Raw genomic sequence first — 14016 nt, forward strand, 5'->3', positions numbered from 1 at the left:
GCCATATATGGAGACAGTAATTGTTTTGATGATGTTGTTGGTCTGTTTCAGCTTCGTGCTGAAACAGACTTTCCACGGAGTGCGCGAGGTGATGGCGATGTCTGTGATTGTCATGGTGTTTACGGCCATGATGTGGCCTTTCGCCATCGAACAGTCTAAGACGCAAATGGCATCGTGGCTTGCCGATACGAGCCTGATGCTCGACGTGGCAGTGTTGCTGAGTGTAGATGTGGCGTTGACGTTGCTGTTTTGTGTGGCACATGTCGACTTGAAGACTTCCGCCCATGTCAGCCGTCGTAAATGGATGGTATTCATCGGGCTGAAGTATTTTCCGGGATTACTCATTTTCCCCGTACTCTTCAGTGGGTTGACGGCAGTAATATTCCTTCTCCCCGGTGTGTCGTTCCAGTTGGTGGCATGGACGCTGGGCGGTTTGTTGCTTCCGGCTGTCCCTTTGTCGGTCTATGGCCTGCGCCGGCTTTTGCCGGAACGCGAGATACGCCTTGAAATGCTCTTTCTCGGCAATATTCTCCTGGCTCTGATGGGGGTCATTGCTACTGTCAACGGGCGTACGGCTGTGGTAGGCTTCGACAGCTTCGATTGGCGCATGCTGTTGCTCGTGGTGTGCGTGGTCACGACCGGTGCGGTTGTAGGATGGGTGAATTATCTTGTGAGAATGAAGAAACTAAAAAATAAAATAGAAAGAAAAAGATGAATTACATTTCAGACGTATTGTTTTGGATTTCCACCGGCCTGTTGGTCCCTGTGGTTGTGTTGTTGATATGGTTTTTCGTGCGTGCCATCTTGCTGCTCGGAGGTTTTTTCGGCCAATATCTTATGATGCGGAAGATAGGGGCGCAGATTCGTGAGCAGATGGATGCGTTGACTGTCGATAATCTCGATACATTGTCCGACCGGTTGCCCAAAAGTAAACAGGCCGTGATAGTGGCATATATAAATAAGGTAGTGGCTGCACGAGGCAGCAAGGCGCAAGTGAATAGGTTGCTCGACCGGTATGGGCAGTTTGTGGAGAAAGACATGTCGCTGCCCACCACTCTGCTGAAGATGGGGCCGATGCTCGGACTGATGGGGACGCTTATTCCTATGGGGCCCGCCCTTGTCGGCCTTTCGACGGGCGACATCGCTTCGATGGCCTACAACATGCAGGTGGCTTTCGCCACAACAGTCGTCGGGCTTTCATCTGCCGCCATCGGCTTCATTGCCAAGCAAGCCAAGAGCCGATGGTATGCCGAGGATATGAGTAATCTGGAGTTTATAGCCGAATTGTTGGATGAGCAAACTACTGTGGAATGAGAACGAGACGACGCAACCGTCTGGCGCATGATGCCGACGACGATCCGATGAGTGTGGTGAGCAATCTCTTCGATGTGGCGATGGTTTTTGCCGTAGCCCTGATGGTGGCTCTCGTCAGCCGCTACAACATGACGGAGATGTTCAGTCGCGAAGATTTTACCATGGTGAAGAATCCCGGCAAAGACAACATGGAGATAATCACCAAGAAAGGAGAGAAGATAGAACGCTATACTCCGTCCGAAAACCAAAGTCAGCGGTCGGGAGCCAAAGGACGGAAGGTGGGCATTGCCTACCAGCTGGAGTCGGGTGAGATAATCTATGTGCCTGAAGAGTGACCGGCTTTTTTTTGAACGAGGAGTGTATGATAAAAGGAAAGAAACGGGTGTTGACATGGAAGAACTATCACAAATATGTCGGAGTTATTTCGGCTGTATTTATGTTGTTCTTTTGTGTGTCAGGTGTTATTCTCAATCATAGGAAGCTGTTTGCCGATTGCCAGATAAGTCGCGCATGGTTGCCCGGCAGCTATCATTTTCAGAACTATAACAACGGTATCCTTAAAGGTACGGTGGCTCTTGATGATAGTTTGGTGTTGGCTTACGGTTGTGCCGGCATCTGGTTGACGAATAAAGGCTTCTCGGACTTTAAAGATTTCAATACCGGGCTTCCCCGTGGCGTTGACGGACGTAATATAAAGAATGTGGTAAAGACCGCTGAAGGTACTCTGTGGTGTGCGGCTTTGTACGACCTGTATCGCTATGATGGAAGCGGATGGGTGAAACAAGATTTGCCGGATAACGAGGAGCGTCTTTCTGATGTCGCATTGGATAAAAAAGGTCGGCAGGTGTTGGCTTTAACGCGTTCTTCTGTTTATACTGTTTCGTCCTTGAATCTGAATGACAGTACGGTTTACAAGGTAGAGCGTCACCGGCTCCAATCGCCCGAGAATTACACGCCTAAGGTAACGCTGTTCAAGACCGTGTGGCTGTTGCACAGTGGCGAATTGTTCGGCATTGTGGGCAAATTAGCGGTAGATTTTGTTGCAGTGGTGATGGCCGTTCTCTGCCTGACGGGAATTCTGCTTTTCGTTTTTCCTTATGCCATGCGCAGGCACAAGCAGCTGATGAAAGGAAAAGTAAGGAAATGGGAAGGGACTGCCATGAAGTGGAGTCAACGATGGCACAATCGTTTGGGGTATTACCTTTTGGCTTTATTCCTTTTAGTGGTGGTTACGGGCATGTGTCTTCGTCCGCCGTTAATGATTCCTTTGGTACTGACGAAAAGTTCGCCATTGCCGGGTACCGTACAAGATCAGGAGAATGTGTGGAGCGACAAACTCCGGGCCATACGCTGGGACAAGGCGGAAAATGCTTGGTTGGTATCTACCTCCGACGGATTTATAAGGGTGGATGAGCAGTTTAGGTTGCCTCCGGTTTTATTGCCTTCGGAAAAGTCGCCTGCAGTCAGTCCGATGGGAATTACCGTCTTTAAGCAGGAGAACGATGGTGAGTGGCTGGTAGGCTCATTCAGCGGCATGTACCGTTGGTCTCCGGCAAGCGGTGAAGTGGCGGATTATTTTTCAGACCGTCCGGTAGAGAAAAGGAAAGCACGTCCGATTGCTGCGAATATGGTCAGTGGTTATACGGATGACGTGGGAACAGGCAAGCTTATAACGTTTGATTATGTGAAAGGTGCGATAGAGCTGCCGATTATGCCGCAACTGCTGAAAGAACAGCCCATGTCGCTTTGGAACTTCGCTCTTGAACTGCATGTAGGAAGGTGTTATTCTCCGTTTTTGGGTCCCTTTTCAGAGTTGTTTGTTTTCCTTTCGGGATTGCTCATTACGTTAGTGCTCCTGTCCGGTTATATTGTCTACAGCCGGCGAAAGAAGAAACGAGGAAATAATAGAGATATGTATCAATAATAATCAATTTAAAACCTAAGAAGAATGAAAAAGTTTAGAACAATGATTGCCATGGTCATGGCAGTAGTGAATCTGTGTTTGGTGTCAACCTCTTGCAGCAATGATAAAGACGAACCCGTGATTCCGGCGGCCAAGAGCATTGCCGGCAGTTACAAGGGAAATGTAAAGTGTGTTGTAGGTAAAAGTGAGAGTACATTTGAGAATATAGCTTTCTCTTTAGCGGCTCCTAACGACGCCACGTTGGACATCAATATCGGCGCGTTTGGTAATCCGCCGATGGCAGTGCCTGCATTTACTGTCAAAGGTGTAAAGGTGACAGGGACTGATGGCACTTACGCTTTGTCCCCTACGGAGTTCAGCGGAACCACCGATGCCGGGAAAAAATATTCGGGTACGTTGAGAGGTGCGTTTGCTCAGGGAAAACTTACAGTGGAATTCAGCCTGAATTATGGTGCCATGCCGATGGCCTTGATTTGCACGTTTACCGGGACGAAACAGAAATGACACCGACAATGAAAGAGAAAATCTTTGTATTCTTTCTTTTGCTTTGCGGACTGCATGCGTCTCTTTGGGCAGATTCCTTTGATGTGAGAGGACGTGTGCTCGATGATACCGGCAGTCCGCTGGCAGGTGCCCATGTCAGAATATCGAATCGGGAACATTCTGCGGTGACCGATAAGGATGGGCGTTTCCGCTTGGCGGTAAATTCCGAGGGCGTGTTGAGGGTGCAGGTATCCTACGTCGGTTTCCAGACGGAAACCTTCGTGCTGCATGTCGGTGCCAAGGCCGGCGAGCAGGTGTTGCGCCTGACGCCTGATGTGGCAGCCTTGCAACAAGTAGTGGTTACTGCTACCCGAACGCCCAAGACACTGAAGGAAGTTCCGGTGGTTACACGGCTGATTACATCGGCCGATATCCGCAAAGCCGATGCCACCAACGTGCAGGATTTGCTTACGGAGGAGTTGCCCGGTTTGGAGTTCGGTTATGCCATGAGTCAGGAAACATCGCTCACGATGAATGGTTTCGGCGGTAATTCCGTGCTTTTTCTGGTGGACGGCGAACGCCTTGCCGGAGAGACAATGAATAACGTGGATTACAGCCGTTTGAACCTTGATAATGTGGGAAGGATAGAGGTTGTGAAAGGTGCTGCGTCGGCTCTTTATGGGGCCAATGCCGTGGCCGGTGTGGTGAATATCATCACTCGCGAAAGCAGTGAGCCGTGGACTGCCAATATCAACTCCCGCTATCGAGATGCCGGGAAGGAGTGGAGACATGGAGGTACTTTCAGTTTTAACTCTGGCAAATGGAATTCGCAAACAAACCTGCAACGTACTGTCATGGAGTCTATTCGTCTGACCGATGCTTTCGATACGAATTCGAAGATACAACAAGTCTACGGTGGAAAAACTTTCAATGTAAAGGAACGGCTTGTTTTCAAAGCTACCGACGGATTGAAGCTGATTGCAAGAGGCGGATATTTTGTTCGCGAGAGCAATCGTGCCAACTATGACGATCATTATAAGGATTACAACGGAGGCTTGAAAGCAGTCTGTGATTTCAGTAAGGAGCAGAATCTCGAAATCTCGTATGGTTACGACCGATACGACAAGTTTCGTTTCATAGGAGGCAAGCGCACTCACGACCACGATTACAGTAATCGCCAGCACGTTGTTCGTGCGCTCTATACTCATCAGTTCGGACAAAACATGCTGACTGTCGGTGGAGACTACCTGAACGATTATTTGACAACTTATCAGTTTCATGATAATGAAGCTCACAGGCAGTACATCGTGGATGCTTTCGCTCAGTTCGATTATAATCCCGCACAGTGGCTCAATTTTGTGGCAAGTCTTAGGCACGACTATTTCTCCGCTTCAAAGGCCAATGCCGTAACAGCACGTATTGCCACCATGTTTAAGTGGGACTGTTTCTCCATACGTGCCAACTATGCCGGTGGATTTCGTGCTCCTACGTTGAAGGAAATGTATATGCACTTTGACATGGCAGGTATTCAGATGGTTTACGGTAATCCTGACCTGAAGCCGGAAAGAAGCAACAACTTCAATCTGGCATTGGAGCACAACGGACACATTCGTAACGGAGTGCTTGCCGGACAATACAGCCTGACGCTTACAGGGTATTACAATAAGTATGACAGGCGCATCACTACAACGGATTTTCCCGGTGATGCCGTTCGTGAGAAAGGGGCGATATATTGCAATGAGGATGGCGTCACGGTGTCGGGCATTGACTTCGGAACCCAGTATCGAACAGAATCGGGGGTTGGAATAAAGCTGAATTACAACTATCTTCATACAAGCGGCAGTTCCATTGATTCGCAATTTTCACAGCCGCGTCCTCACTCTGCCACTTGGCGAATAGACTTCGATCGTCAATTGTGTAGTATATACGGACTGAACATTGCTCTTTCAGGACGTTACTTATCTAAACCCGACACGAAGTTGAAAGAATTCGACAATGCCTACCAGTTATGGAAGTTTTCTCTGCAACAGCGTATTTGGCAAGGGATTAGCGTGAATTGTGTTATAGACAACCTTTTTGCCTATAAACCCGAAGTGTACTATTGGAATTCTGCACCGACTGCAGGACGGACATGGTCGGTAGGCATTTCTCTTGATGTCGATAGGATTGTATCGGGATTGTGATACGGTAAACCCCATGCGGGCATGTTTTTTCCGGCAACTTATGCCATCTTTATGTGTGTGAGCCGTGTATATTTTCTACTTCCTGCCATGTAGGTACGTGCCACGCGGGCAGATGCGATTTCTATCGTTTCTCCCGGTCGGTAGGCATGTTCTGCGGCAGGCAGTTGGCACGAACTTCGGCTTGCCGTGCGTGCATTGATTCTGAAAGTAACCAGATTTCCGGAGGCATCTTTCAGTTTCAACACTTGGCGTACGTAGAAATAGGCTGTGGTTCCTCTGACTTGAGTTTTGTAGGGGTTATCTTCTACTGTGACGCTGAGCACGGTCAAGGTCAGATTTTCCAGTTTCTCTCCTTCTTTCCCCAGAAAACGCCCGTTGCTTGTTGCCTGTTTCGCTCTTCTTCGTTGGATGTCCAGACTGACTGAATGGTAAATCTTGGCTATCTGTACGAAACGTTCTTGTTTCGGTATCCGCGGTTGGAATTTGAAGGCTATCCATGAAAGATAGGCGGGATCTATGCGAAGTATCTCGTGCAAAAAGTGTCCGTGGTATTTGCCGAAAGAAATGATATCATCTCCTTTGCTCTGCATCCTTTTGGCATTATATTCCACTATTATCAGGCGGCGGATGGAGTAGAAACACAGTGTGCTTGCCATCCGCAAGGATTCGTGTATGTCGGCAGAAAGGTCGCAAATGAAGAAAATAGATTGCCGTTCGGGCAGAGGAGAGTATATCCATAAAGAGTACCGGGGATATTCGGGACGAGGCAGCACGACAAGATAAGTGCCTGCTTCCTTGTAGGAAGCCTTTCCTTGATTGTACGTGTTCAGCTTACTGTACAACAGGTCTTGTTCTACTTGGGAAATACCCGGAATTTGCGGATTAGCCATCTCTCGAATTCTGTTTTCTCAAATATATGTTTTTTGAGATTAAAATTCAAACTTTCCGCAAGAAATGTTTGTCAGGTATTATCCGATGCCGGTATAGTTAGGGATGTTCTTGAAAACGACTGCCCTTTTTTAAAACCGGGTCATCAATTCCAATACAATCTTATCTTGTTCTGATTCTTTGGCGATACTATTACTTGCATAGAAGTATTTCTCATAGTTCAGCCGCAAGTCTGTGCGGAATGCTTTGCAGAGGCTGAAAGTGATGCCGCCCGTCAATCGTTGTCGTTTGTGGTCGGTCACGACAAGAACGCCGGTCTCTTTATCCGTTGTTTTGGAATCGCTTTGGTCGGTCATCATGTCATAACGTAGCAGAAAAGACATCTTGTTGAATACTTTTCGTAGCGGTAAATCATAGTTTATGAAAGTATTTGCGGCATGCACGTTTCCGAAAGCATTGTCGGCGTATTGTTTGTACAAATATTCTCCTTCGATATGAAAACGTCCTGATTCATAATAGGCACCTATGTCATAGGACCGCATACGTATTTCTTGGGGTTGTATGCTTTGGACACTGAGGGTCAGGTTCAGTGTTTTCGCAAAGAGGAATTGAGCTTTTGCCGAGAAGTTTACTTCCTTGTGCCACTCTTTCTGGTTGGTCAGTCCCGAACCATTGAAAAGCCCCCCTTCTACGGTGATCGGTATATCAGTAGGGAAGGTATAGCCTATGGTGAAACCCACATCGCGCACATTTCCCACTTGCTTGGCAATGAATGAACGGTTTGGAAAATATTGTTGATGCGGCGAACGGTGTGCATCGATGGTGAAAGGCACACGCATTTGTCCGGCGGTAAGCATCAGTCCTTTGGTAGGAAAAAGCCGGGCATAGGCATCCAACATTTTTATTTTCCCTTCGTCCGAAAGATCTATTTCCGCTTTGTAGGCAACAATGGGAAAAATGTTGCCTGTTATGCTGATGCGGGCATTGCGCACCTCGAAACGTCCTGCCCCCATTGTTGTCTGATATTCGAATTTGGAACGGATGGTTCCATGCACTTCGGGCAGATGATCTTTGGTCTCCGGCTTTTCTTTTTCTATTTTTTTCCCATCTTCGTTGATTGAAGAATTTTGGGCTTTTGCGGTCAATGACAGGAAGGCCATGAGTATAGCCAATGCGCTTTTTTTCATCATTCGGTTATTGTTGATTGGTTTATAGGTCGCAAAGCTACTGAATAATGTATTATCTTTCTATGTCGATGATGTTTCATTCTTGTTTCTTTCTTGTTTATAGCGAGAAGAGCAACAAGAACATGACAAGAACATGACAAGAAGATGATAAGAAGATGATAAGAAGATGGTTTATGAAAAATGCGGCCTTTCTCGTTTGCAGGAAAAAAGATTTTCCGTATCTTTACTATGTCGTAACAGAGTAGGCATTAGTCTGGAAACCATCTATTTTTTTTGGGGGGGGTATAATCAAAATACATTCGTTTATGAAGAAAACACTTTACTTTATTTGTCTTTTTTCGGCTCTATTCTCTTTGAGAAGTGTTGCGGCTGTTCCCGATGGAGTTATTCCGTTTATCTTTGACGGACATCTGTATCTTCAATCTACCTTGAATGATACAGTTCCTGTTACCATTATTTACGATACAGGAGCTGACTTTCTGTATCTTGACGAAGATTATTTAAAACTTAAAAATCTTCAAAACGCTTTCGGAAGAAAAGGAAAGGCAAAAATGGGAGGTGCAGGAAATAGCGAGCCTAAACTCATAGACATATTCATTGACCCGGTTAAAATCCATTGTGGAGAGCAGGAATACGAAAACCAGATTACACCTATAATTAAGTTGCGTGATATTCTTGGGAGGCATACTGACGGCTTATTAGGCAATACTCACCTATTAAAGACTCCTTTGGAGATTAATTTCAGCGAGTGCTGCATACGTCAGTTAAAAGAACCTTTTTCAGTTGGTTTGCTTGATAATTATATAAAACTTAACGCTCGATTTGAGGATAATCGCATTGATGTAAAGGCGAAGCTACAAATCGACGATAAAAATATGTTGGAGGGTTGGTTTAGAATGGATTTAGGGTGTGGCTCCACTATTATTCTTACTAATAAAACTGCATCTTCGCTAAATCTTACGGATACACCAAAAGCATATTTCTGCACACAGGCCGGAGGTGTTGGCGGTGCTTCTGATGATGTTACGGTGAGGGCTGCAAAATTCTGCATGGTCGATACGCTTGAAAATCTTGTGATAGATTATTCTCTCAATGAAAAGGGCGCATTATCATTTGGCAGACCCTATATAGGTATAATAGGTAATGAAATATGGTCTCTCTACGATATCGTTTTAGACCCGGCAAACTCTTCTGTATGGGTAAAACGTAATAAAAATAAGGGAACTTATGCCCAATCCTCTGTAACGCATATGGCAACTGTCGACCGCACAGATATTTGCGATGGCTGGATTGTCAATGGCTTATATAAAGGAGGTATAGCAGAACGGGCCGGTATTGAGATAGGTGATATAATTATAGCCATAAATAATCGTCTTGTTAAAAAAATAACATGGGAAGAGCAACGAAAAGGTTTGGGGCTTAAAGGAGAAACTATATATACCATTAAGAAAGCCAACGGTAAGATAATTTCCTATACCTTGTTTATTGACAAACAGATTATTTAATGGAAACTGCATTCTTCCTGATATTCCATACAGTCCATAACTTCGCTGAGAAATCTGCAGGTTATGGGTCTAAATTTTAATCCGGTTGAAAATATCTCCGGTGAAAAAGTGTAGATAACGTATTTGTTTCATCGCAATGTTCAGCGAGAACTCTCGTTTGCTTTGCAATTCGTGCCTCAGATGGAGTGCCGAGTTCTGTCTTATATCGAGGGTATCTAAGTCGTATACTTAGATACCCCCTCGCCGGAAGGTGTTCTGGCAGGGGGGCGGCCAGCCTCCGGATTTTCTGCGAAAAATGGATGTGGTGCGGTAAATGTTAATTATAAATCGTGCTCTCTCGGTTATTTATTGTTTCAAACATCCTATCGGAACCATGTAGCTTCCTGTGCTTACTTTGTCGTTTGATTCCTCTGATTCAAACAAAGTCGTCGGGTGCATTGTGATTTCTATGGCAAAGGCATGCTAAAAAGGTTTATCTTTTCTGTTTTTCTGCTTAAAATCACGTACTTTTGCAGATAGAAAATGTTCAATGCCGAACTTGGACACCGGTTCTGTTGCCATGCTCTGAAGTGTATTCGGCGTAAACAGTGGCAATGGAAGGCTAATACAAGTATCTTTTTAATAAAAGCAGAATAAGGCAGAGAAATAATGATTACGATAATTTGGCTATATTCGAAGTGATGGGCAAATCCGGCAAAAGAGTATTGGTTGGCATGAGTGGGGGCATAGATAGTACTGCCACCTGCCTGATGTTGAAAGAGCAAGGCTGCGAGATTGTGGGCCTTACCATGTGGGTATGGGGAGACGAACCGGTCGAAGCCCGCAGGCTTGCCCGCAGCATGGGTATCGAACACCATGTGGCAGACGAACGTGAGGCTTTTCGCGGCGTAATCGTGCAGAATTTTATCGACGAATATCGTAGGGGGCGTACTCCCAATCCTTGCGTAATGTGCAACCCGTTGTTTAAATTCCGCATCCTGACGGAGTGGGCGGACAGGCTGGGATGCGCATACGTCTCCACCGGGCATTATACCCGTTTGGAAGAACGTAACGGGAAGGTCTATATACTTGTAGGAGACGACGATAAGAAAGACCAGTCTTATTTCCTTTGGCGGTTGGGGCAGGATGTCTTGAAGCGATGCATCTTTCCGTTGGGCACTTATACCAAAGTGCAGGTGCGCGAATATCTTCGCGACAGGGGATATACGCTCAAGGCAGAAGAGGGTGAAAGCATGGAAGTATGTTTCGTCAAGGGAGACTATCGGGATTTCCTGCGCGAACATTCTCCGGAGATAGACCGTGAGGTAGGGCCGGGGTGGTTCGTCGACTCGGAAGGAGTGAAGCTGGGAGAGCATAAAGGCTTCCCATATTACACCATCGGGCAGCGTAAAGGGTTGGAAATAGCCTTGGGCAAGCCGGCTTATGTCCTGAAGATAAATCCGCAGAAAAATACGGTCATGCTGGGAGATGCCGAACAATTAAAGACAGAATACATGCTTACCGAGCAGGATAACCTGACGGATGAAAACGAATTCTTTGGCACTAAGGAACTCACCGTGCGCATCCGCTACCGCAGCAAACCTATTCCTTGCACGGTGAAGCGTCTGGAAGACGGGCGTTTGCTGGTTCATTTCTTATCGGAAGCCTCTGCCATCGCTCCGGGGCAGTCCGCCGTATTTTATATCGGCAATCGGGTAGTCGGCGGTTCGTTTATTGCCTCCCAACGGGGTATCGGGATGTATATTGCTAAACATAATAATGAAACATAAAATATATGAGGAAACTTTTTTTTCTTTTGACCTTCATTCTGGTCGTTGCGGGAGCATCGGCTCAACAAGATACGTTGAAATATCGCGTCAGTCTGAAAAACAAGGCCGCCACGGCGTATTCATTGAAACGTCCGGAGGCTTTTCTTTCTGAAAAGGCGATTGCGCGTCGCCGGAAGCAGAACTTGCCGATAGATTCTACGGACTTGCCCGTGTGTCGCAAGTATATAGATGAGATTCGTCGTCAGGGGGTGAATATCGTTGTGACCGGTAAGTGGGATAACTTTGTCACTGTGTCCTGCAACGATTCGGCGTTGATGGAACGTGTCGCCGCATTGCCTTTTGTCAGCCGGACAGAGAAGGTATGGACGGCGCCCGAAGGAGATGGCCCGTTTATGGGCACGAAGCGCGATTCTTTGTTAAACTGTCCGACGCTACACCCTGACAGTATTTATGGACTCGCCATTCAGCAGATACGGTTGAGCAATGGTGATAAACTGCACGAAGCGGGCTTCAAAGGGCAAGGGATGACGATTGCCGTCATTGACGCTGGTTTTCATAATGCCGACAAGATTGCCGCCATGCAGAATATCCGTATCTTGGGTACGAAAGATTTTGTAAATCCTGAGGCTGATATCTTTGCGGAGAGCGGCCACGGTCTGATGGTGCTTTCGTGCATCGGCATGAACCGCCCTGATATAATGACCGGCACAGCTCCGGAAGCCTCTTTCTGGCTGTTGCGCAGCGAAGACGAATATTCCGAACATCTGGTGGAACAGGATTATTGGGCAGCCGCTATCGAGTTTGCCGACAGCGTGGGTGTGGATATGGTTAATACTTCGCTGGGTTACTATTCTTTTGACGATAAATCCAAGGATTATACGTATCGTGATTTGGATGGATGTTCTACTCTGATGTCCCGCCAGGCATCACGCATTGCCGATAAAGGAATGATATTGGTGTGCAGTGCCGGAAATTCCGGTATGGGCTCTTGGAAAAAGATTACTCCTCCCGGCGATGCCGAGAATGTGTTGACGGTAGGTGCGGTAGACAGAGGGGCTGTTTTAGCCCCGTTCTCTTCTGTCGGCAATACGGCCGACAACCGTGTGAAGCCGGATGTCGTGGCGCTTGGGCTTGGGGCTGAGGTGATACGTACGGACGGCAATCAGGGAAAGGCCAACGGAACTTCGTTCTCCTCACCGATTATGTGTGGCATGGTTGCCTGTTTATGGCAGGCTCGTCCGGAACTGACGGCAAAAGAGGTGATTGAATTGGTGCGCAGCGTTGGCGATCGTGCCGATTTTCCTGATAATATTTATGGATATGGAGTGCCGGATATGTGGGAGGCAGCTTCTCTTCCTGAGCCCCTATCTCGTAGAAAGGGTGGAAAATAGACTTTCTTCCTGATTTTTAGTATAAAGAGTGAGTATGCCTTTATTAAAACCGAAAAGATGAACCTGAGTAACTATCCTCCCCTCCCAACGGAGAAGGGGACAGGAGGGAGAGGCTTCCTCTCTCTCTTCGACCTGAATGCGCTGGTACGTAGCAGCATAGAACAATGCCTGCCCGATGAATATTGGGTGCAGGCAGAGTTGAGCGATGTACGCACCAACAGTACGGGGCATTGCTATCTGGAGTTTATACAAAAAGACCCTCGTGGCAATAGTCTGATAGCCAAAGCGAGGGGAACAATCTGGTCGAATGTCTTTCGTTTGCTGAAGCCCTATTTCGAGGAGACTACGGGGCAGGAGTTCGTTTCCGGCATCAAGGTACTGGTACTGGTTACGGTCAGTTTTCATGAATTGTATGGATATACTCTTACCGTGCAGGACATCGATCCTGCCTATACATTGGGAGATATGGAGCGTCGCCGTAGAGAAATCTTGAATCAACTGGAAGAAGAAGGCGTGCTGACCCTGAATAAGGAATTGGAGATGCCGCGACTTCCGCAGCGCATTGCCGTCATATCTTCGCCTACGGCAGCAGGTTACGGCGACTTCTGCCATCAACTGGAGCATAATCCTCGAAACTTTTTCTTTTATACCGAACTGTTTCCAGCCCTGATGCAGGGCGACCGTGTGGAAGATTCCGTATTGTCGGCTCTTGATAAAATAAATGCGCGTTTGGCAGAGTTCGATGTGGTTGTCATTATCCGTGGCGGAGGTGCAACGTCCGACCTTTCCGGTTTTGATACCTACCTGCTTGCCGCAGCTTGTGCGCAGTTTCCTCTGCCCATCATTACCGGCATAGGGCATGAACGGGATGATACGGTAATCGATTCCGTGGCCCACACCCGTGTGAAGACTCCCACTGCCGCCGCCGAATTTTTGATAGACTGTATGAACGATGCCGCCGATGAATTGGAGATGCTCGCCGTTCGCTTGCAGGAAGGAGTTAGAAGCCTGCTGGGGCAGGAACGGCGTAAAATAATCGCTTGCAAAAATCGGATTCCTACTGCCGTTTACCGTACCCTCTCGTTCGGACGTCTCTCTCTGCTTACTTTGCGCAAAGACCTCATGTCGTCGCTTCGAGGACGTTTGTCGGGCGAACGTCATCGTCTGGAGCTGTTGCAACAACGTTTAAAGGATGCTTCGCCGGAACGTTTGTTGGCGCGTGGTTACAGCATTACGCTAAAAGATGGAAAGGTGGTGAAAGACTTCAAGCAAGTGCAAGAAGGAGATGAAGTTGTGACCCGCATCTATCAGGGCGAATTGCTGTCTGTTATAAAGGCGTCCAAGAAAATAAGAAATACTGTGTGAATATAAA

The 14016-nt window shown here is 47.1% G+C and carries 12 protein-coding genes; 10 read left to right on the forward strand and 2 right to left on the reverse strand.

Going from position 1 to position 14016, the window contains the following annotated elements:
- Positions 1-7 precede the first annotated feature (7 nt).
- Genes C3V43_RS11520 through C3V43_RS11545 form a run of 6 tightly spaced genes read left to right on the forward strand, consistent with a single transcriptional unit; the run spans position 8 to position 5904 of the window.
- A complete protein-coding gene (locus C3V43_RS11520; RefSeq protein ID WP_235655843.1) occupies positions 8-715 on the forward strand; it encodes a hypothetical protein in 708 nt (235 codons plus the stop codon).
- Positions 712-1314 carry a MotA/TolQ/ExbB proton channel family protein gene (locus C3V43_RS11525; RefSeq protein WP_106069935.1) on the forward strand — a complete coding sequence of 201 codons (603 nt, stop codon included), beginning with the start codon at positions 712-714 and terminating at the stop codon, positions 1312-1314. Before C3V43_RS11520 ends, C3V43_RS11525 begins: the two co-directional genes overlap by 4 nt.
- A complete protein-coding gene (locus C3V43_RS11530; RefSeq protein WP_106069936.1) occupies positions 1311-1649 on the forward strand; it encodes a DUF2149 domain-containing protein in 339 nt (112 codons plus the stop codon). Before C3V43_RS11525 ends, C3V43_RS11530 begins: the two co-directional genes overlap by 4 nt.
- Before the next feature lie 26 nt (positions 1650-1675).
- Positions 1676-3238, forward strand: coding sequence for a PepSY-associated TM helix domain-containing protein (locus C3V43_RS11535; protein WP_106069937.1), 1563 nt, complete (start codon positions 1676-1678; stop codon positions 3236-3238).
- 24 nt (positions 3239-3262) lie between these two features.
- Positions 3263-3742 carry a calycin-like domain-containing protein gene (locus C3V43_RS11540; protein WP_106069938.1) on the forward strand — a complete coding sequence of 160 codons (480 nt, stop codon included), beginning with the start codon at positions 3263-3265 and terminating at the stop codon, positions 3740-3742.
- A gap of 8 nt (positions 3743-3750) precedes the next feature.
- Complete coding sequence (locus C3V43_RS11545) at positions 3751-5904, forward strand: TonB-dependent receptor (RefSeq protein WP_164996247.1); 2154 nt, start codon at positions 3751-3753, stop codon at positions 5902-5904.
- Positions 5905-5942: 38 nt separating this feature from the next.
- On the opposite strand, the gene C3V43_RS11550 is transcribed toward C3V43_RS11545, so the two are convergent.
- Both C3V43_RS11550 and C3V43_RS11555 read right to left on the reverse strand, forming a co-directional pair.
- On the reverse strand, positions 5943-6794 hold the full coding sequence (locus C3V43_RS11550) for an exodeoxyribonuclease X C-terminal domain-containing protein (protein ID WP_106069940.1): 852 nt from the start codon (positions 6792-6794) through the stop codon (positions 5943-5945).
- A gap of 129 nt (positions 6795-6923) precedes the next feature.
- Positions 6924-7979 carry a porin gene (locus C3V43_RS11555; RefSeq protein WP_106070580.1) on the reverse strand — a complete coding sequence of 352 codons (1056 nt, stop codon included), beginning with the start codon at positions 7977-7979 and terminating at the stop codon, positions 6924-6926.
- 305 nt (positions 7980-8284) lie between these two features.
- On the opposite strand from C3V43_RS11555, the gene C3V43_RS11560 reads away from it, so the two are divergent.
- From C3V43_RS11560 to xseA, 4 genes are all read left to right on the forward strand, one after another.
- Entirely contained in the window at positions 8285-9484 is a 1200-nt protein-coding gene (locus tag C3V43_RS11560; protein WP_106069941.1) for a PDZ domain-containing protein, read from the forward strand.
- Positions 9485-10164: 680 nt separating this feature from the next.
- Positions 10165-11253 carry a tRNA 2-thiouridine(34) synthase MnmA gene (mnmA, locus tag C3V43_RS11565; protein WP_106069942.1) on the forward strand — a complete coding sequence of 363 codons (1089 nt, stop codon included), beginning with the start codon at positions 10165-10167 and terminating at the stop codon, positions 11251-11253.
- A gap of 5 nt (positions 11254-11258) precedes the next feature.
- Entirely contained in the window at positions 11259-12644 is a 1386-nt protein-coding gene (locus C3V43_RS11570) for a S8 family peptidase (RefSeq protein WP_106069943.1), read from the forward strand.
- Between the two features lie 57 nt (positions 12645-12701).
- A complete protein-coding gene (xseA, locus tag C3V43_RS11575) occupies positions 12702-14009 on the forward strand; it encodes an exodeoxyribonuclease VII large subunit (RefSeq protein WP_106069944.1) in 1308 nt (435 codons plus the stop codon).
- The last annotated feature ends 7 nt before the right edge of the window (positions 14010-14016 follow it).

It is taken from the genome of Prevotella heparinolytica, assembly GCF_002998535.1.
In the GTDB taxonomy this organism is placed as follows: domain Bacteria; phylum Bacteroidota; class Bacteroidia; order Bacteroidales; family Bacteroidaceae; genus Bacteroides; species Bacteroides heparinolyticus.